This is a genomic window from Sphingobium sp. SCG-1, from assembly GCF_002953135.1.
Classification (GTDB): Bacteria; Pseudomonadota; Alphaproteobacteria; order Sphingomonadales; family Sphingomonadaceae; genus Sphingobium.
In genome coordinates this window covers 869,310-888,925 of record NZ_CP026372.1, presented here as the reverse complement: position 1 = coordinate 888,925, position 19,616 = coordinate 869,310, and the positions used below count along the sequence as shown (strand labels likewise).

Below are 19,616 nucleotides of genomic sequence, written 5' to 3'. Positions count from 1 at the left end.
CAGTCCCTCATTGGTATAGTGCCTTCAGTCCATTGGGCTGAGACTGCTTCTTTTTACCTGGCGGCGGTTCTTCACTCACCGCGAGACCGCGCCAGCGGACTACGACTGAGTCCATAGCGTCCCCTCCGCCCGCTCCTGTGCACAGTATCAAGTAGGTCGTGGCGCGAAGCGGGTAGACCGGCATCGTGCCGCTTTCGGGCACCGCCTTGCCCTCAAGCTTGCATGATTGGATGTGCCTGCCCTGCCAGACGAGGCGCACCTGCTCCCCTTGCGCGGCGCTGTCGGGTTCTGCCCGGATCGTCACTTCGGGGAGCGGGGGAGCCTGCGCCACCGCGAAGCCGCAGGTCGGGTCCGGGTCCGGGCCTGCCGCCGCACGTTGCGGGTCATTATCGCCGGCGAGGTCGCCCAGATATTGCTCCAGAGCCGTAAACCCGTCCTTGCCCCCGCGATTACGGTCTGCCGGATCAGCCGGAGAGAGGCCGTGTGCTTTTTCCCATTCATCGGCCATGCCGTCATTGTCATGGTCAGCGGGCGGCTGCGGCCCGGCGAGGGTCGGCCAGCCGCCTACCTGCGCGGGATCGTCGATGATGGCGCCCCGGCAGGTAGCGACATCATTCGCAACCCGGCGATCGACGGCATCGCGCGTCGGCCGTGTCGCGCCTGCAAACGCCAGAACATCGCGATACGCCTGCCCCGGTCCTGTGATCGCGGCGGTGCCGAGCGAAAGCTTGCCCGTGGGCACGGATCGGGCATAGCGCCAGTCACCCGGCTCCAGCACCAACCGCTCGTCGCCCCGGTTGGCGGGGCGGTGAAGGTCGACATTGTCTTTCAGATATATGGCGAAGTCGGCGGGATAGTCGCGGAAATAGTTCACGAGGTAGAGGTGGCTGTTCTTTTCCGAGGACGGCCCGAGGATCGCGACATTGCCGATCACATTGGCCGCCACCGCCCCGAAGCGCGTATAGAACTCGCCATTGTAGCGCTGCGAATTGTAGATGACGTTGTTGACCATATCGAACTGCCCGCGCGTGTTGATGAGCGGATTGCGGCGCACGTTGCTGGCGATCAGATTATGATGGAAACTGATGTCGCGCGCGCCATAACCGAAATAGGTGCCCCGGCTGTGCGGTTCGCGGTTGGAACGGTTCAATCCCTCTGACAGGATCGACCATTGCACGGAGATGTCCCGCGTCTCGCCGCACTTGCTGGGTTTCTCGCCGGACCCGACGATGTTGATGCCTTCGTCGGTAGGCCAAGACGTGGAGACATGATCGAGTATCACGTCATGCGCGCCGCCACTGATCTGGATCGTGTCGACATTATCCGATGACCGCGTCGAAGGGCCGGGGCGCAGCCGCAAGTGACGGATCACGACATCATGCGTCTGGACCAGCATCGGCGCGTTGGGCGAGTTGCGGATACGGATCGCGATGCCGCCCGGCGAAGTCTGTCCCGCAATGGTGAGATAGGGATGCTTGACGCTGATCCAGTCATCTACCGCTATCGTGCCGCTGACCCGAAAAACGCAGGTGCGCGGCCCCGAAGCCTCGGCGCAGGCGCGGAGCGATCCCTCCCCAGTGTCGGAGAGCGTCGTCACAGGAATGACGATCCCGCCGCGCCCTCCCCGCGCGAACCGACCGAACCCCTCGGCAGTGGCGAACGCCTTTTGTCCAGATGGAGACGTATCGACATGATCGCATTCGGCAGCGAGGGATGCGCGCGCATTTTCAGCGCCGCCTCTGAAGGGTAAGGTGCCGGACAGCAGCGCTGCTACCGCTGCGGCGACGCCTGCCAGCATCACCATGGCAAGCGCCCATGGCTCCCTTCGCGGCCTTCGGCTACGCGTCGCCATGGTCTCGGCTCAGCCGCGCGCACGTTCGAGGCGGCGTAGTCGTGCAGGCGTATAGCGCTGCCGCAGCGTCAGCCGCATGGTGAGCGGCGCGCCAGCATTCTGCGCGATCGCAAGGGCCAGAATGACAGGCACTGCCCATAGCCGGGCGTACATGTGCGGGCTGGCGGTGGAGAAGAGAAGAAATGTCGCGAATACCGACAGGGCAAGCGCTCCTGCCAGCCGGTCGCGCCGCAGCGCCGCAAAAGCCATGACCAGAAAGATGCTCATCATCGTGATCCACCCGGCCAGCGCTATGAAGCCGCCCTCGACCCAGAGCAGAAGATACATGTTGTGCACCGGGGCGCCCTGCCCGTTCACCACGCGGTCCTGATCCACGCCGACACCCAGCACCATGTGATCGCCCACGCGGTGCCACGCGCTGTCCATCAGCGCCACCCGCCCCTTGAACGTACCCGCCTGCGAGATATTGCCGCTTTCCAGCGCGCTCGCCACGCGCTTCTGGAAGATGCTGGGCATTCCGTATTCGCTGGGGGCAAGCAGAAGGCTGACGGCGGCGAGCGCGATGAACGTGTAGAGCTTGGGACGGACGCCGCCCGCCAGCACGAACAGGATCATCGCGGCCACGGCACTGCCGAAAGCCGTCACGGAAGCGGTCAGCATCAGCGCGAACAGCAGGACTATGCTTGCGAAGATCGCCTGCCATGCGGCAATCATCCTGCGCGCGCGGAGATAGAAGGTGAAGGGGAGCGCCATGGCGACGGTCGCGCCGTTCCAGTTGGCATCGGTGACGAACACGCCCAGCCTGCCGCTTCCGGAAATGAAATCCAGCCCCAGGATCGTGCGCGCCTGTTCGAACGACCCCTGGAAACTGAAATAGACGATAATGCCGACCAGCTCCATCAGCACGACGCCAGTCAGCAGCCCCCGCGCAAGCCTGTGCGTCTCGATATTGCCATGCCCCATCAGCAGAAAGGGCAGCACCACCCAAGCAAAGCTGTATTGCAGCGCCACGACCGGCCAGCGCGTCGGATCGTTGCCGAACAGCGAACTGACCAATAAGCCCGCCATCATCGCCACGAACCCCGCCAGCCAGACCGGCGAAAGGACGCCGAAGGGCTGAAGCGGAAGGCGCTGCCGCATGACCAGTTGCACCGCACCCAGCATGAAGCACGCGTCGCTGATCGTGAACAGGATATCGAGCGAGGGCCGCCACGAAAGATAGGGGGCGAGGAAGATTGCGACCATGATGAGCATGGGCGCGCGAATGTCCGTTTGGACATAGGACAACTGCCTGCCGGGCGCGACGGCGATCATGTCGGGTGCGCCCGCGCTAACCCGTGGGCCGTTGGTGCCTGGGACGGTTTCTCCCGATAGACTCCCTGACGGAACACCCGTTGATATGGCCCAAGTTCAAGCGTCACATGGATGAGATGCGTGATCGGAAGCGTCAGCACTATCACCACGCTACCGAAAAGTGCGATCGAAAGTCCCACCGAATCCGTGAACAGCCCCAGGCGGTCGAAGACCCAGCGCGCCAGGAAATAGGTGTAGGGGTGAACCAGATACAGGCTATAGCTGACTGTTCCGAGATAGCGCATCGCGCGATTGTCCAGCGCCACGGCGGTAAGGCTGCCGGGCAGGACGGCGAAATAGAAATAGCAGGCCGTCGCAATGATGATGGGCACGACCACCGGATTGCGGAAATCGCTCCAGAGATATTCGAAATGTCCCTGACTTGCGAAACCGATCATCAGGATCAGACTTACCGCTTCGAGCAGTTTTGGAGGGACCGGCGCGCGCCATTCCCGCTGACTTACGACGCGGATGAGCGCGCCAAGGACGAAGTAGATCGCGATGGGAAAGGCGATCAGGAAGGCGAGACCGGCGGCGACCGCTACGCCTCCCTGCCAAAGCTGCCGCCGTTGCACCGCGAAATGCACGATGGCGAACATCAATATGTAGAACATGACCTCGTAGGTCAGGCTCCAGGCATTAGGCGTCAGTTGCTCGGTCCCGGTGAAGAGGTTGAGGAACAGCAGGCCGGACACGATGCTCTGGAAGGTGTTGATGGCGGGATAGGCGTTGGTGACGGCGTTCAGCGCCACGAACAGCAGGGACAGCACGAAGAACAGCGGATAGAGTCGCAGGAACCGCCGCAGCGCAAACTCGCGCGGCGCGTATCGCATGGCGCTGGGCAGGATCACGAAGCCGCTGATGACGAAGAACAACTCGACCCCGAACGTGCCAAGATACCAAGGCGCTTTGACGGCCTCCACATAAGTGAGGTTGTCAGCGTAGATATGCTTCGCCGTGCCGCCCAGGATGTGCGCGACGAGCACCATCATGGCGGCGAGACCGCGCAATCCATGCGCCGCTGCATTGAACTCCCGCGCGCGCGCCTTGCTTGCGCCGCCACGCGACGGCGCGGCGCTGGACGTCACCGTTCCGTTCATCAGAGCCGATGATGCTTCGTTAGCGATGGTCATCCCCCCTTCGCCCCTGGCGCGGATTCGCAGCAGTTTGCCTTTGCGTGCAGCATAGACGGCAGAAACGCCGCAATGGTCGGCGCTTAAGGCGCGACGGCGCTCTTTGGTGTTACTCAGAGCGAGCGCCCTTGTCCGCGCTACTCCCTCTGAACCGGTATGCGCTCCTTTGGGCGCGCGAAGGCGTGGCGCAATCCGGTAAGCTCCCGCTCGGAATGGGGAGAAGTCAGGATGGCGGCGAAGGCCCTGTATCGATCGGTCATGCCCATTGAGGGGCCACGCGAGAGGACGCGGTTCTCGGCCATCCAGGCCACCACCTATGGCGGCGTCACGCTGGCCGTGATCGGCCTGTTCGCGCGGATCATGACCTATCCGATGCGGCATGACGAGCAGATGCTGGTGCCCGCTGGCATCGTTCTGCCGCAGGTAGACATCTATCGCGATGTGGGCTTCAATCATCTCCCCAATCTCCCGCTCCTGTTGTCCCTGCTTTTCGGGATCAGCGGGACGGATCATTATCTGCTGACCGGGCGGTTGCTGATCTTCGCCGCATGGATGCTGGCGGCGCTGGCCATGGGACTGGTGGCGTCGCGGGCGGCGGGCACAAGAGCGGCGGGGCTACTGGCTGCGCTGCTGCTGATGACTCATCCGCTATTGCTCGGGCAAGCGGGGATGCTGGTGACGAACAATTTCCTACCCCTGCTGTTCGCCGTGTCCGCGACCGGGTTGTTCATCGCGGGCCTGGATCGCCGGGAGCCCGCGCCGTGGTTGATCGCGAGCGCGGGGCTATGCGTCAGCATCGCCATCGGCTTCAAAGCGAACTACATCTTCCTCGTTCCACCATTCGCCGTGGCCGCGTTTTTGGTGCCGTCACGCCTCCCTATCAGCCTGCGGGTGCGCACAATTGTATTGCCGCTCCTGATCGGCGGCGTCGTCGGCGGGTTGCCGAGTCTGTACTATTTAGGGCGCGACCCTGCCGGCTTCCTCGCTCATGTCATCGGATATCATCGGGGGCCGCATATCGCCTACTGGATTGCCAATTCGGAGGTCGACGGGACCAAGATCATGACCTTCCCCGGAAAGGCCGGGCTGGCTGCGAAGCTGTGGCTGAGCGGCGGGGGCTTCGTCGTTCTTACGGGCGTCCTGTGGAGCATATGGGCCAACTGGCGCGGCGCGCGAGATGCGGCGAGAGGGGCTGACCGGCCGCTATGGCCGATCCTCCTGGTGACGGCGCTGGCGGTCGGCGGGGCGCTGATATCCTTCGTGCCGACCCCGGCCTTTCCGCAATATTATGTGCCGCCTGTGCCGTTTGTGCTCCTGCTGGCGGCATTGCTCTACGGACGATTGCTGCGGGACCAGCGCAAGCGCGCCGCGCCCTGGTTTACAGGTGCCGCCCTCCTCGTCATCCTCGCGGGCGCGCCACGGCTGATGGTCGGTCTTCCCCAGCTCTTCAGTCCGCAGAAGTGGACCGGCTTTCAGATCCATGCCGCAGGCGAGCGCGTGGCGCGCGCATTGGCGGAGAGCGGTGCCAGGGGGCCGGTCGCGACGCTCGCCCCATTATATCCGCTGGAGGGCGGGCTAGGCGTCTATCCGGAGCTTGCCGCCGGGCCAATGATCTATCGCGTCGGCGACCTGATCCCGCAGGCCGACCGCGTACATTACCGGATGATTTCACCGACGTTGTTGCCTGGCCTGCTCGCCGCGCGGCCTCCCGCCGCGATACTGACAGGCGTGGAGGGCCGGCTTGACGATCCTTTCACCGACTACGCTCGCGGCCATAATTACCGCTTGATCTCGCAACCGATCGTGCGAGACCGCTATGGGGAAGCGCGACTGTACGTGAAGCCTTAAGCCCTGGTCCGCCTGCACAGCATGTCGTCGTAGAGAGCCATGATAGCGTCGGCGTGGCAGGCTTCGCCGAAGCGCGATTTCGCCTCGTCCTGCGCCGTTTGTGCCAGGCGGATCGCGGATTGCGGATCGGTCAATATATCCCGACAGCCATCGGCGAGCGCGTCGGCGTTTTCGGGCAGGACCAGCCTGCCGGTCTCTCCGTCGCGGATCGCCTCGACATTACCGCCCGATGCGGTGGCGACTACCGGCGTGCCCATCAGCATCGCCTCGACCAATGTGCGGCCGAACGGCTCGTCGATGGCAGGCACCATCAGCAGGTCGCAGCCCGCCAGCCAGAAAGCGCCGGGGGATCGGAACCCCATCAGGTGTATGGCATCGCCGACATTGTGCGTCTGCGCGTGACGGGCGACCTGCTCGTCCATCCCGTCCAGCGCACCGCCGAACAGAAGGCCGTGCACGTCACTGTCAGGCATTCGGCGACGAAGGGCGGCGATTGCCTCCACGAACAGCAGCGGCCGTTTGCGCGCGATAAGGGCACCCGAAAAGGCAATCAGCCGGGCAGTTGGCGACAGCGAGAGAGTCGAGAGTATCGTCTGGCGTGCCTCGTCCCGATCATGTGTCTGCGACGTATCGAACGGGCTGTGGATCACTGCCGTCCGCCGCGCCGCCGAGATGCCGCGCGCACGCGGACTGGCGAAGCGCGATACCGCAACGACGCGATTGGCGAGGAGCGGCGCGGCCAGCCGCAGACCGGCGGCATCGGGCGATCCGCGATGGTGCCAGAGCAGCTTGGCGCGCGCGAGTTTGGCGGCCAGCGCCCATGTCGCGTGGGTGCGGCCATCATTGCTGTGCACGATGGCGACGCCCCGCCTGCGCAGGAATTTGGCGAGCGGCACGGCTCCGCTGGCCAGGCTGAGGCCGCGCAGTGCGCCTATCCGGCTTCCGTGATGCAGGGCGGCTGACGGGGGCGCGACTTCCACGTCTATGCCTGCGTCCTCGAACAGCCGGGCAATCGCGCCGCCGGGATACTGAACGAGCACGAGCGGCGAGAAGCGGCGGCGGTCGATCTTCCGGATCAACCCACAGGCCGAGATATGGCTACCTCCGACGAGATCGCCGACAAAGGGAAAGCAAACCGTGACCGGCCCGCCGTCCGCCATCAGCGCGCCCATTTGGCTGGCAATGGCGTTTCCAGAACCAGCCACTCAATCTCCGACCCACCGCAGAAGCGATCGACCGCGTTCATATATTTGCCGTCGTCCGAGACCCTGAACAAGGTGCCGACATGGCGGCCCTGCGTCGAGCGCACGACCAGCAACCATGCCCCCGGTCCGGATAGATAGCCGACGATGTTCGCCAGCGCCTTGCGCAACTGGCTCTCTTCGAAATAGCCGCGATTGAGGATGTTCGCCGCCCGGATGAAGTCGAACCGGTCGCGATACTGGGCGGTGTCGGAGAAAATATCGTTCTTCTCGACATGCACATCCGTCCGGCGCGATACGCGGGGACTGACCAGTTGCACGGGCGCACTGCCGCCCTTCCCCTGCCTCAGCACGCGCGTGGCGCGCCGCCCGATCCATGCGTTTGCGGCGGCGCGCACGAACACCATGCCCGTCGCATAATCCGCCCGCCGTCCCCAAGGGCGCAGAACGACGCCCATCACGTCATATTGCAGCGGATAGCCCGCCTCGTCAGTCAGCACGCGAACGCCGGGAAAGGCTTTTACGAGATGACCGTCCACCGACAGATCGGTGCCGACGACCTTCGCGGGATGCCCCGCCTGTTGCAGACGGTCGCTGAGCGCCAATGTCGTGGTGCCGGAGGAAATGCCGACATCGAGCACTTGCGAAATCGATGCATCGGCCGCCTGGAAGCATTGCACGCAAGCTTCGTCCAGATCCCGGAAGCGATCGCTGCCCGTCCGCTTGAAGGTCGCGTTGCGGGTGCGCAGGTCCGTGAAGAAGCGGTCCTCCGCATCCGGAGACGCCAGCGCGTCGGACGACTGGAAAAATCTGGTTGCAGTCAACGACATCGCATTCCCCTCGCCAAATCCATGCGCACTTTCTTAGCCCGGAAGTCGCGTGCGGCGTGCGGCAATTAGGGATTAGACCCACGGGAAAGCTGCGCCCGCGCCAGTTTCGCCGCATGGATAAGCAGGACAAAAAATCGAGGGGGCAGAAAAATGGCGATCACGACCCGGCCTCATGTCATCGGCATCGGGATGCTCGGGCGGCTGGGGAGCGCCCTTAAGCATCGGCGCGTGAAAGCTGTCGGCCATCTGTTGAGCGGCACCGCGGCGACCCTTGCCATCACTCTCGTCTCCATAGCGTTGGTGGCGCGCGATCTGGGACCGGCGGCGTACGGCATCCTGGCGCTGATCCTCACGCTGGGGCAGGCCTGCGAGCGGCTGCTGAGCTTTCAGTCGTGGCAACCGATCATCCGATACGGCGCGTCGCTGGACATGGCGGAAGACCGGGCCGCCTTCGCTCCGCTGTTGAAGTTCGGCCTGCTTCTGGATCTTGGCGGCAGCGTCGCGGCCTGGGCGATTGCCAGCGGTATCGCGATAGCAGCGCATTATGTCGCCAGCCTTTCGACGGCGAACTTGGGGCTGGCTTTGCTGTTTCTGGTCTCGCTGCTGTTCAACTTCAACGGCGTGGCTACGGCGATCTTCCGCCTTACCGACAATTACCGCATGATCGCACGGTTGCAGGTGGCGAACGCGCTGCTGCGGCTAGCGCTCGTCGCGGCGGCGTTCGAGCTGGGGGCGGGCCTTGCGGAAATGGTGGCGATCTGGACCATCACCCAGATCATAGGTTCGCTCAGCAACTTCGTCTGCGCGCTGATCGCCGCGCCGCTGCGTTTCACGGACATAGTGTTCGCGCCGCTCAAAGGCATGTTCGCGAAGTTTCCGGGCATCTGGCGCTTCTCCTGGGGTTCCAACATATCGCTGACGCTGTGGTCAAGCGCGCAGCAGGTCGACACCCTGATCGTGGGCTGGCTTGCGGACCCGGCGAGCGCGGGACTTTTCCACATCGCCAAACGCGTCAGCCGGATCGTGCAACAGGTCGGCAGCCAAGTCGAATCAGTCGTCTATCCCGATCTCGCTCGCCTGGCGTCCGCCGGAAACAGGCGGGCCTTTATGCGGGTGGTGATCCAGACCGAAGCCCTGCTGGCGGTATTCGGCGCGGGGTGCTTCCTGACGATCCTGCTGCTGGGCGATACGCTGATCCGCATGGCGTTGGGCGCGGCTTTCGCGGGTGCCGTACCGCTGCTGGTCGTCCAGATCCTCGCCGTGACGATGACCATCAGCGGCGCGGCCAGCCGGGCGGGGTTGCTCGCACTGGGCAATCAAAGAGACGTCTTGCGCACGGTCATGGCCTGCTCGCTGGCCTTCTATTGCAGCGCGCCACCGCTGATCTTCACGTTCGGCGCAATGGGCGCCAACATCGCGCATGTGCTGTTCGGCTTCGTCTGGCTGGCAGGACTAAGCCTGTCGCTGCGAAACGCGATGAAGGCTGCTGCCCTATGGCAGCAGCCTTCATCGGTCCCCGCCGCCGCTATGCCAGATGAAAGGCCCGCGCCGTTCGACGCATCATCCGGCGCACGCTCCGCTGCCAGCGCTCCTTGAGCGTCCAGCCGGAGGATGGCGGATCGCCATCATAATATTCGGTCAGATTGGCGATGTGATGGATCGCGTCGCCGTAGCGGCGGCGCGCATGGACGGGGTAGTCGACCATGTTGATGACCGCGCCGGTGATCGGCCGCTCGAACATTTCCATCGCCACCCGCGCCGCTTCCGGATTGGTGCGGCCCCATTGCAGGACCAGCAGCGTCGAATCGGCATGTTCGGTCAGCGTCTTGGCATCGCGCACCGGAAGGATCGGCGGCGCGTTCAGGATCACGAAGTCGTACCGCTCGCGCAACCGGTCGAGCAGGACCGGCAGGCGCGGAGAAGCGATCATCGCGCCGGGATCAATCGGCGTATCGCCGACCGCGATCGTCGCGAACTGACTGCCCTGCTGAATGACTGGAAGGTCGTCCATCGCCGTGTTTCCCGACAGATATCCAACGACGCCGGTCGGGCGCTCGCCCTGACCATGGATGCCGGGCCGCCGAAGGTCGAAATCGACGACGACTGCCTTACGCCCCACCATGGCCGCTGCCGCCGCAAGGCTGGTTGCGATGGTGTTCTTGCCCTCGCCATCGAGCGGGGACGTCACGACGACGACATGGGACTCAGGACCGTGGCGCGTCTCAAGCTCGATCAGGAGGTTGCGCATGGCCTCCGCAAAGCGCGACCGGGGTTTCGACCCGACTAGCGCATGAACCGGCCCGCCGACTTCCTCCTGATCCTCGGTAAGGTCGGGGACCATCGCCAGCGTCGGTATGCCGAGCAGGCGGCTGACCTGCGCCGAAGTCCGAATGGTCGTGTCCATCGTGTCAATGACGAACGCGATGATGACGCCAAGCGCGAGGAACGCGAGCAGCGCCACCGCCAGCACGCGCTGCGGCACGGGATAGGACGGGTTCACCGGAACGGCGGCTTGCGACACGACCGAAATGTCCGGGTCCATGTCCGCCGGAGACGCGATCTTCGCATTCAGCGCGTTGATGAGCGACATATACAGCGTATTGTTCGCTTGCGCGTTCCGTTCGAGCGCACGTAGCGGCACAGCCTGCACGCCGGACGCAAGCGCCCGCGATTGCAGCCCGCCGATGCCCGCCTGCACCGCGCCCTGCCGCGCCTGGCTCGCCAGCGCCTGCGATTGCGAGGCGCGCTGCACCCGCGCCGTTTCAGCGGCTAGACGGGGCGTCAGCGCCGCCATCTCCGCCCGCGCCTTGATGACGTCGGGGTGGCCCGCGCCATAGATCGTGCCAAGTTCGCTCAGGCGCCGCGCCAGTGCGGCTTCCTGTTGGCGCAAGTCGATGAGGAGCGGCGAGGTCGCGGCAAGTCCGCCCCCCGATCTGGCAAGCCGCGTCTCAAACGCGCTTTCGGCCTGCGCCTGCGTCAGTATACCTGCCGCCTGTGCCACCTGAAGCGCACCAGTATCTTCAGGCGTCGAATCGAGTATGCCATTTCGCGCACGGAAGGACGCCGCCGCCCCATCGGACTGCTGCAAGGTTTCCCGCACTTCCGCGACACGCTGGGCAAGACGCTGTATCTCGCGTTCGCGCGTTTCGGCGGCGTTGCGGACCTGACCCTGGATGTAGGTTTTCACGAGCCGGTTCGCGATCAACGCCGCCTTCTGGGGATCATGCGACGACGCCGTTACGTTGATGGTGCTGGATTTGGCAACGCGCGCAACGTCCAGATTGGCCAGCAAGCGGTCGACCACCGCTTCATCCTTTGCGCGCTCGGCGTCGGCTTTGCGAAGATGCGCGTCCTGTTGAGCCGGTGGACGCTGAAGGATCATGCCCGTCAGCCGCGCCATCAGGCCGGGCTTCTCGTCGGGTCGATCGGCAAATTCAGGATCGTCTCCCAACTGCATCGTCGCCGCCGCCCGACGCGCAAGCTTGCGTGAGTGCAGGATTTCCACCTTCGTCTCGATACGCGTTTCGTCGTTCGGGTTGAGCACAGTCGTGGGCGTGGCCGACAGGAATTCGGTGTCCGGCGGCTCCACCACGACCGTCGCCGACGTGCTGTAGATCGGCTCTATGCTGACCAGCGCCAACACCGTCAGCACCATGCCAATGGTGGTGAGCGCCGCGATCAGCCGCCATCGGCGACGCAATATCCGGAAGAAATCCGCCACGCCGAAATAGCCGGTCCGCGTACCTGGCTGGGGTGCGCGCGACTGGACCATCTGAGGCCCCTCGTAGATCAGGTTCGATGGAATCAGATCGGTATTGCCCAGTGGCATGATCGTCCCCCTTAAATCGGGTTGTTACAGGCGCCCCTCCGCCCGTTGATAATCAGGAAAGCTCTGAAGGGATCACATCACCGTCGCAGGCGCGGGGAGAAAGGTCTGCGCGAAGCCATTGAGCTTCACGTCCTTGGGAAGTTCTTCCTCGCGGACTGCGGCACTCGGGTAATTGCCAGTCAGCCCATGATTGATCGCCCAGATCGCCGCCTGCGTCCGGTTCACGACGTGCAGCTTGCGCAGGATGGACTTCACATGGACCTTGACCGTGGCCAGCGTGATGTTGAGCGTGCGCGAGATGACCTTGTTCGGGTCGCCCCGGATCAATCCCCGCAGAATTTCTATTTCCCTGTCGGAGATGTTCACGTCTTCCAGCCGCCCGTCGCCCACATCCCAGCGGATCGGCGTTTCCAGGCTCACCAGATCGAACACGACTTCGGATGGAATAAGCTTTTCACCCACGGCGACGAGCCGGATCATTTCGGGCAGACATGCACAGCGCGTATCCTTGCTGACATAGCCGTCGACGCCCGTGCGGAACGCCTTGGCGATGACCGTGCTGTCGCAGCTATAGCCCATCATCACGATCAGGGCGTCAGGGGCCGCCGCTCTTGCCTGCCGACACATCGTCAGCGTCGCGTCGTCGGTGCTGGACACGATAATCAGCAACGGCCGCCTGCCGTGGGCGTCATCGCCGAAGGGAATATCCGCCGGCGTCTTGAAAACACCGGCAACGTGGAAGGACGTATCAGTCAAGATCCGTCGCAGACCCTCTCCCTCGATCTCGTTCCGATTTACGATCGATATTATCAGTTCCTGGGACAATGTCGCCTCCAACCCTTATGGGGTACTCGCGTACGATTCATGCAATTGGCAGAACGCCAATTCATCTCGAGGCGGGGCTCCCCCGTTAAATAGAAAGCGTACCTTAAGAGTACTTTATGCTTTCGAAATACTGACCCTGTAGCCCTAAAGTTACTTCAGCGTTATATTTAATCAAGAAGATTCGTCTATTTCATCACTACTATAAACACATAGATAAACTGTGCTAAGTATTAATACCTAATACTTGAAACTGACGATCAAAATTGTTGAAGGTTATCAATTACTCGGTGCGCCTGAGCGGTTTTCTCGCAGGCGGCGCCTTCATGCAGACTGCCGGGCCGCACGATGCGGACGGTGTCCCATCCCAGTACAATCGGCGCGTGAAAGTCCTTCGCGGGGTTGTCGGCGACATAGGTGAAGCATTCCGGCTCCAGCCCGAAAAACGCCTGCGCGTGGAGATAGGCACGCGGATGCGGCTTCCAGGCGTCGCGCCCCCAGCGGTCCGTGCAGATACCGAGCGCGATCCCCCGGCTGAAGAGATCAAGGGCGCGGATCTTCCGGCGTTGCGCGTCGATAAAGCCGTCGGTGATGACGGCAAAGCCGGTGCGAGGAGCAGGACAGTCAAAAAATGCCTCAACATCAGCCTCAAGATGGATCGCCGGACGATGCTGACGATAGACACTGAGCATCCGGGCGATCAACGCCGGGGCCGGAGCGACGCCCGCTGCGGCAAGGCTGTCGTCGAAGATCCGCGTGCGGTTGCCAGCGGCGAATCGGGCGAGCATCATCGGTTCCAAGCCGTCCAGGCCCAGGCAGGCGCGCGCCCAGGCACCCACGGCGCGAAGGCCGCTCTCCACGTAGTTCCGCTCAAGATAGAGCGTGTCGTCGAGATCGAAGACTATCACCCGGTCGAACGCGGGCTTGCGCCAGCGCCCGTTGGTCATACGAACAGGGCGTCGTCGAAACGGAGCATCAACACGTCCGTGCGCCACTGGTCGGCTGCGGTACGGGGCAGATCGAGCCATTCCTCGAGCATCCACTGGGCAAAGGGCGCGCCCGCCTTGTGGGCCAGAGGATAGCCGCCGCCGAAGCGCGCATTGATCTCGAACATCGAAGGCGTTCCATCGGCGGCCATGCGCGTCTGGAAGCACATTGCGCCGCGAGCGCCGTTTAATGCGCTCGCCAGACTCCCGGCCATATCTTCGAGCGAGGGAATGCGGACAGTGACACCCTTCTCGACTTCGCCACCTCGCACGCGCAGACGCTCATGCGGCACGGCGCATTGCAAAGCGCCGGACATGTCGAAGTACAGGCTGACGGTATACTCCGGCCCGTCCAGAATTTCCTGAAGGACATAGGGTTCGACAGCCTCCATCGCGGCGACCTGGTCCAGATCCCGCACGACGGCTATGCCGCGGCTCGAACTGCCATGCCGCGGCTTTGCCAGCAGTGGGAAAGCGAGCGTGCTCCTGTCGTTGAGAGCATCGTCCGCCGTGACCGTGCGGGGGGACGGGATGCCAGCTTTCGACAGGAACGCCGCCGTCGCAAGCTTGTCCCGCGCCATGGCGACAGGCGCAGCGTCGCTTACCGCGACGTGCGCGCCGATGGCGGCAAACTGGTCGCGCGCCTGCGCATACGCCATCAACTCGGTGTCGATGGTCGGAACGATCAGACCGATGCCCTGACGCTGGCAAAGGTCGAGCATCTGCGGAATGAAGGCGTCGCTCTCCGCTGGCGGCGCTGCGAAGGCGGCATCGGCTTCGAAACAGGCGGGACTCCATTCGGGCTTCAGGTCGCTGGCCAGGATATCCAGGTCAAGGCCGAGAATAGCGGCGGACTCGCGAAAGCAGCGCAGCAGGCCGACCCGCCGCCCTGCCGAGCTTATCAGCATCCGCCCGGATCGCCGTGCGTTCGCGCCGTCGCCGCTCTGCATCAGGCCTTGCCTCGTGGTTTTGACAGCGATGTTCATGTCATGACTTCCCGGATCAGCGTGAAGGCTTCGGCGGCAGTGCAACTGACGCACGATCCCCGCACCATGGCGAGCGCCCGCAGCGTTTCGATCGATCGCTCGTTCGGATAGGGCCGCACCTGCGATTCGAAGCAACGAAAGGCGGCGATCTTCGTGTCGAGATGCCCGTTGATGTCGACGAACATATTGGGCTGAAAGCTCGGTGCGACATAGGGGGCGGCCCAGTTGGTTTCCGACACGGTTTCATAGGCGAGGACACGCTCGGGGCTGCCGTTTCCCTGCGGGCGGGCCGCGACCATGCCAGCGTCGAAAACCAGCTTATGATCGAAATGAAGGTCGCCGATGAACGGCAGGAACAGCGTGTCGGGGCGCATGTCCCGCACGACGGCGGCCACAGCGTCATTGAGGTCCGCGCCCGCCACCTGGTCCAGCCCGGCCGCCGGAAAATCGAGGAAGTGGGTTTGGGATACGCCCAATATGGCGTGCGCCCGACTCGCTTCTTCCCGCACCTTGTTAGCCTGCGCCACGTCGAAACGCGGGGCCATGCCGCGCGTGACGACGACCACCTCGACGACCCGGCCCAGGGCGGTCAGCCGCGCCACCGTTCCGCCGCAGCCAAGAACCTCGTCATCCGGATGCGGCGCGATCACCATGGCGCGACCGATGCGATAGAAGCCGCTCATGGCATTGCATCCTTTTGGCCGAGGATCGCGTGAAGCGGCGGCGGCCCATCCTTTGTCCGACGCCATTGCGACACGCGCAATCCCTCATCGTCACCGCATTTGACGGTAAAGCTGTCGGCGGTCCGCTCCACCACTTGCCCCTGTATAGCGGCGCGATGCTGGCTAAGCGGCACGAGGTGAGCAGTGGAAATCACGATCCTGTCGCTGCCCAGGAACGTCCAGGCTCCGGGATAGGGATCGCCGCACGCGCGCACGACTCGCCAGATATCTTTGGCCGCTTCCGACCAATCAATCCGTCCATCCTCGGGTCGTCGCCGTGCTGCGAAGGTGGCGTGCCGCTCATCCTGTACCGTTTCAATCGCGGTGCCCTGCGCCAGATCGTGCAGCATCGCGGGCATCATTGTCCGGAGCGCCCCCATATGATTGGCATAGAGGCTGGCGGCGGTCTCGTCGGGCGCAACGTGGAAGAAGCGTTGCGCGAGAATCGGGCCGCTGTCCGTACCCTCATCGATCCGGAACAATGTGCTGGCCGTAATCGGCTCCTCCAGCAGGATCGTCCAGGGTATGACGCCGCGCCCGCGCAACCGGGGCAAGGGCGCTGGGTGATAGCCGATCACAGCCTGCCGAGCGCTGCTCATGAACCGCGGTCCGCAAAGCTGCGACCAGCCGATGACGAAGATATAGTCGGGCGCTATTGCCGATATGGATGCAAGCGCGTCCTCCGAATTGATGTTCGATACATGCACCAACTGCGCGCCCGCACTTGCGGCTTCGGGACCCAGGTCGACAAAATCCGAATGGCGCGCGTCCAGCTCTGGCGGGAGCGTCAGCACTGCCGACAAGTCCCATTCGGGCGCTTTGGCCAGACACTCCAGCGCGATCCTGGTGCTCTCAACTGCGCCAATGAGGATCGCCTTCATGTGCCCTCCGTATCGATAGGTCGTTCGGGCGCTCGCCCCTCGCGGCGACCAGCAGGGTGCGGCCCAATATGCGGAGGTCGAGGGAGAGGGAGCGATTGGCGATGTACCAGAGGTCCAGCGCGATCTTGTCGGCATCGCTCAGCAGCGCGTTCCCATTGACCTGCGCCCAACCGGTGAGGCCCGGCCGTATCGCACAGCGCAGCCATCCCTTGTCCCCGGCCTGCATGATCGTCTCGGGCAGCAGCGGGCGCGGGCCGATCAAACTCATCGAGCCGCTGAGGATGTTCCAGAGCTGCGGTAGCTCGTCGAGCCTTGTGGCGCGCAGAAGCCGCCCGAGCTTTGTCATGCGCACTGCATCGGGCAGCAACTGCCCCGCCGCGTCCCGGCCATCACGCATCGTGCGGAATTTGACGACGTGGAAAAGGCGGCCACCTGCGGAAACCCGCTTTTGGCGAAACAGGACAGGTCGACCATCCCTCAAGGCGATCGTCGCTCCGATCGCCATCGTCACGGGCAGCGTGGCGAGAATGGCCGCACTCGCCACTGTGACATCCACGACGCGCCTTATGGACATGGCGCTTCCTCCTGCAACATACCGGGCCGCATCATGGCTGGGCTGCGGCGGTCCTGTGCCTGCGGATCGCCGGCGTTGAGGTTCATCGTCGTCAGCAGCAGATGGTTCACGCGCTCCACGGCGAACCGGTCTTCGGCCGTCCTGCGGGCGGCGGCACCCATGGCAGCGGCAAGGCCGGGGTCTCGCGCGAAGTGCAGCATGGCTTGCGCCAGCGCCGCCCCATCGCGAGCCGGGACGAGATACCCGTTGCGGCCTTCCTCCACCGGTTCGCGACAACCCGGCATATCGGTCGTAATCACCGCCCGGCCAACCGACATCGCCTCCAGCAAGGTGCGGGGCAGCCCCTCGCGATACCAGCTTGGCAATACGAAGACGCTGGCGGCGGCGAGATGCGGCCGAACGTCGCGTGTCTCGCCGCAATATTCTATGACGCCCTCCGCCTGCCATGCTTCGATCGTCGCCCGACTGACCGCAGCGGGATTGGCGTCGAGCGGCCCCAGCAACCGGCAGCGGACTTGCGGATATAAGGCGCGAACAATCCTTGCCGCCTCGACGAATTCCAGCAGCCCCTTGTTACGCAGAAGGCGGGCGATCATCAGGAATATGGGCGGGCCATCGGGCACCGGCTGCTGCGCATAGTGGCTGAGGTCGACGCCCGATCCCGGCACCTGAATGACGCGAGTCCCACTTTGCAGGATGTGGTGGCGGCGCATTTCCTCCTCGTCGTCAGAATTGAACACGAACACCGCCGCTGCACGACGGAGCGCGAAGCGATACAGAGTCGACACGATGCGCCGGATCAGCGGCAGCAGGCGCGATCCGCTTTCGCTGAACACATGGCCAAGGCCGCTCACCATCGCGAAGAAGCGGGTTCCACCGACCAGCCTGCTGGCAATGCCCCCATAGATGATCGGCTTCTGAGTGTAAGCGAGGACGAGTTGTGGGCGGTTCCGAAGCAGAAAACCGATGAGCCACAGTAGCGTCACGATGTCGGTTAGCGGGTTCATGCCCGTCCGCGCCATTGGCATCCGCCGATAAGCGACCCCCATCGAGCGCAGTCTATCCTCAATTTCCGGATCGCTGTCCGGCGCGCAGGCGATCACGTCATGGCCATTTTCGACCATCGCGGCGAGTAGCCGCCCACGGAAGTTGACGAGAGAATAGGCTAGGCTGGCGATGACGACGACCTTCATGCCGCCTCGCATGTGCTGGCGTGATTCGTGTCGGCAACGCGTGTGCGCGCGTTCGCAACGTCCCGGTAGAGTTCGCCATAGCGCACCGCGACATGATCCAGCGTGAAATGCTCTTCGACCCGGCGACGCGCGGCCTCGCCCAGAGCCATGCGTTCTTCCGGTTCCATCCTCGCCAATTCGATTAGCGCTTCTGCCAGGGCGGCGGGATTGCGGGGAGGCACCGTGCGACCAGTGGTTCCAATGATCCACCCCGTATCGCCGACATCGGTTCCGACGCAAGGAACACCTTGCGCCATGGCTTCCCCGACGATGTTGGGGAAGCCTTCGCCCCATGCCGACGACAATGCCAGGGTATCGATGCCCGCCAGCCATTCGCCGACATCAGTGCGATGCCCTGAAATTGTCCAGCTTCCTTTCGGCAAAGCCGCAAGCAACTGGGCCTCGCCGCGATCGAGATGGTCCATCCCTTCGCCGACCAGCAGCAGATGCGCCGCCACACCAGCCGCTTGCACTTTGGAAAAGGCGCAGAGCAGCGTGCCGACATCTTTCATCGGGTGCGCCCGGGCTATCATGCCTATAACGATTGCATGGGGAGGGATGCCGAACAGGCTCCGCACCGTTTCCGACGCAGCGGTGCGAGATTGCGCAGGAGGGACGATCAGGCCATTGGGTATGACATGCTCGCGGACGGGCGCGAACCCGAGAGCGCTGTATTGGGCCGCAGCCGCGCGGCTGTTATAAATGATAGCGGTCGGCATTCTGGAGATACGGACCTGAAGTTTGAGGATCAGGCGCGTAAGCCATTTTTCGCGTTCGAACCCGCCGAGCGAATGGCGCACGTTCCAGACCACCGGCGTTCTCGTCTGCGCCAGAAGTACGGCAAGGGTTGAGGCAAGCTGCGCGTGATGCATCCATGCAACGACGACATCGGGCCGTTCCTTACCGATCAGCCGGGCGAGGCGCAGGGCGGCAGGCACCGCCGAGATCAAGCCGCGCATCCCCAATTGGTGCACGACGACGCCTGAAGCCGCCATTTGCCGACCGACCACGCCCTGAGGCATCAGCGTAGCCACCTGCGCACGAACGCCACCCCGGGATCGCTCGTGATCCAGCAATCGCGCGAGCATCGCTTCGGCACCGCCCACGTTCAGCCCCGTTATGACATGGAGCACCTTCACCTGCATGAAGGTGAGGCTTCCGCCACGCAATATCGCATGTCTTTCCCCTTTGCTGAGCGCGACGTGCCCTGAACGGGTGCGCTCGATTACGGGGAAAGTTTAAGCGCGCACTGCGGACAATCGCCTACGCTATTTCGTCCGTCATCCTTGAGAGGGCCAAAGCTGCCGCAAACACTCCTTATGGATTCAACCAGAGTCTTTCGAGACTGATGCGTGCCAATAGGAGC

The 19,616-nt window shown here is 63.7% G+C and carries 16 protein-coding genes; 2 read left to right on the top strand and 14 right to left on the bottom strand.

Annotated elements, in window-relative coordinates; translation table 11 throughout:
* Window positions 1-7: 7 nt before the first annotated feature.
* From C1T17_RS04025 to C1T17_RS04015, 3 genes are read right to left on the bottom strand one after another with little or no spacing between them, the layout of a single operon-like run.
* Window positions 8-1,804 (bottom strand): pectate lyase, encoded by a 1,797-nt coding sequence (locus tag C1T17_RS04025; RefSeq protein ID WP_104952331.1) that lies wholly within the window; start codon window positions 1,802-1,804, stop codon window positions 8-10.
* 57 nt (window positions 1,805-1,861) lie between these two features.
* Window positions 1,862-3,166, bottom strand: a complete 1,305-nt coding sequence (locus C1T17_RS04020; protein ID WP_104952330.1) for an O-antigen ligase family protein — start codon at window positions 3,164-3,166, stop codon at window positions 1,862-1,864.
* Window positions 3,163-4,338 carry an acyltransferase family protein gene (locus tag C1T17_RS04015; protein WP_189338487.1) on the bottom strand — a complete coding sequence of 392 codons (1,176 nt, stop codon included), beginning with the start codon at window positions 4,336-4,338 and terminating at the stop codon, window positions 3,163-3,165. The genes C1T17_RS04020 and C1T17_RS04015 overlap by 4 nt, the downstream gene beginning before the upstream one ends.
* 228 nt (window positions 4,339-4,566) lie before the next feature.
* Here C1T17_RS04015 and C1T17_RS04010 point away from each other — a divergent pair, with 228 nt between their 5' ends.
* Window positions 4,567-6,186: a hypothetical protein gene (locus tag C1T17_RS04010; protein ID WP_189338486.1), complete on the top strand. Its 1,620-nt coding sequence runs from the start codon at window positions 4,567-4,569 to the stop codon at window positions 6,184-6,186.
* Here the strand turns inward: C1T17_RS04010 and C1T17_RS04005 are convergent.
* Both C1T17_RS04005 and C1T17_RS04000 read right to left on the bottom strand, forming a co-directional pair.
* On the bottom strand, window positions 6,183-7,391 hold the full coding sequence (locus C1T17_RS04005; RefSeq protein WP_223262788.1) for a glycosyltransferase family 4 protein: 1,209 nt from the start codon (window positions 7,389-7,391) through the stop codon (window positions 6,183-6,185). The genes C1T17_RS04010 and C1T17_RS04005 overlap by 4 nt on opposite strands.
* The gene (locus tag C1T17_RS04000; RefSeq protein WP_104952327.1) at window positions 7,346-8,218 is read right to left on the bottom strand and encodes a hypothetical protein; all 873 of its coding nucleotides are present in this window, start codon (window positions 8,216-8,218) and stop codon (window positions 7,346-7,348) included. The genes C1T17_RS04005 and C1T17_RS04000 overlap by 46 nt, the downstream gene beginning before the upstream one ends.
* 150 nt (window positions 8,219-8,368) lie before the next feature.
* On the opposite strand from C1T17_RS04000, the gene C1T17_RS03995 reads away from it, so the two are divergent.
* On the top strand, window positions 8,369-9,814 hold the full coding sequence (locus C1T17_RS03995; protein WP_104952326.1) for a lipopolysaccharide biosynthesis protein: 1,446 nt from the start codon (window positions 8,369-8,371) through the stop codon (window positions 9,812-9,814).
* On the opposite strand, the gene C1T17_RS03990 is transcribed toward C1T17_RS03995, so the two are convergent.
* The 9 genes from C1T17_RS03990 to C1T17_RS03950 form a co-directional block, all read right to left on the bottom strand.
* Entirely contained in the window at window positions 9,744-12,047 is a 2,304-nt protein-coding gene (locus C1T17_RS03990) for a GumC family protein (RefSeq protein WP_104952325.1), read from the bottom strand. The genes C1T17_RS03995 and C1T17_RS03990 overlap by 71 nt on opposite strands.
* 72 nt (window positions 12,048-12,119) lie before the next feature.
* Window positions 12,120-12,803 carry a LuxR C-terminal-related transcriptional regulator gene (locus C1T17_RS03985; RefSeq protein ID WP_223262787.1) on the bottom strand — a complete coding sequence of 228 codons (684 nt, stop codon included), beginning with the start codon at window positions 12,801-12,803 and terminating at the stop codon, window positions 12,120-12,122.
* A gap of 326 nt (window positions 12,804-13,129) precedes the next feature.
* Entirely contained in the window at window positions 13,130-13,816 is a 687-nt protein-coding gene (locus C1T17_RS03980) for an HAD family hydrolase (RefSeq protein WP_104952324.1), read from the bottom strand.
* The gene (locus tag C1T17_RS03975) at window positions 13,813-14,841 is read right to left on the bottom strand and encodes an ATP-grasp domain-containing protein (RefSeq protein ID WP_104952323.1); all 1,029 of its coding nucleotides are present in this window, start codon (window positions 14,839-14,841) and stop codon (window positions 13,813-13,815) included. The genes C1T17_RS03980 and C1T17_RS03975 overlap by 4 nt, the downstream gene beginning before the upstream one ends.
* Window positions 14,838-15,524 (bottom strand): PIG-L deacetylase family protein, encoded by a 687-nt coding sequence (locus tag C1T17_RS03970; protein WP_104952322.1) that lies wholly within the window; start codon window positions 15,522-15,524, stop codon window positions 14,838-14,840. Before C1T17_RS03970 ends, C1T17_RS03975 begins: the two co-directional genes overlap by 4 nt.
* On the bottom strand, window positions 15,521-16,444 hold the full coding sequence (locus C1T17_RS03965; protein WP_104952321.1) for a formyltransferase family protein: 924 nt from the start codon (window positions 16,442-16,444) through the stop codon (window positions 15,521-15,523). The genes C1T17_RS03970 and C1T17_RS03965 overlap by 4 nt, the downstream gene beginning before the upstream one ends.
* Window positions 16,416-17,018, bottom strand: coding sequence for a sugar transferase (locus C1T17_RS03960; RefSeq protein WP_104952320.1), 603 nt, complete (start codon window positions 17,016-17,018; stop codon window positions 16,416-16,418). The genes C1T17_RS03965 and C1T17_RS03960 overlap by 29 nt, the downstream gene beginning before the upstream one ends.
* Window positions 17,009-18,211 carry a glycosyltransferase family 4 protein gene (locus C1T17_RS03955; protein WP_104952319.1) on the bottom strand — a complete coding sequence of 401 codons (1,203 nt, stop codon included), beginning with the start codon at window positions 18,209-18,211 and terminating at the stop codon, window positions 17,009-17,011. The genes C1T17_RS03960 and C1T17_RS03955 overlap by 10 nt, the downstream gene beginning before the upstream one ends.
* Window positions 18,208-19,419, bottom strand: a complete 1,212-nt coding sequence (locus tag C1T17_RS03950; protein WP_145958950.1) for a glycosyltransferase — start codon at window positions 19,417-19,419, stop codon at window positions 18,208-18,210. Before C1T17_RS03950 ends, C1T17_RS03955 begins: the two co-directional genes overlap by 4 nt.
* Between the last annotated feature and the right edge of the window lie 197 nt (window positions 19,420-19,616).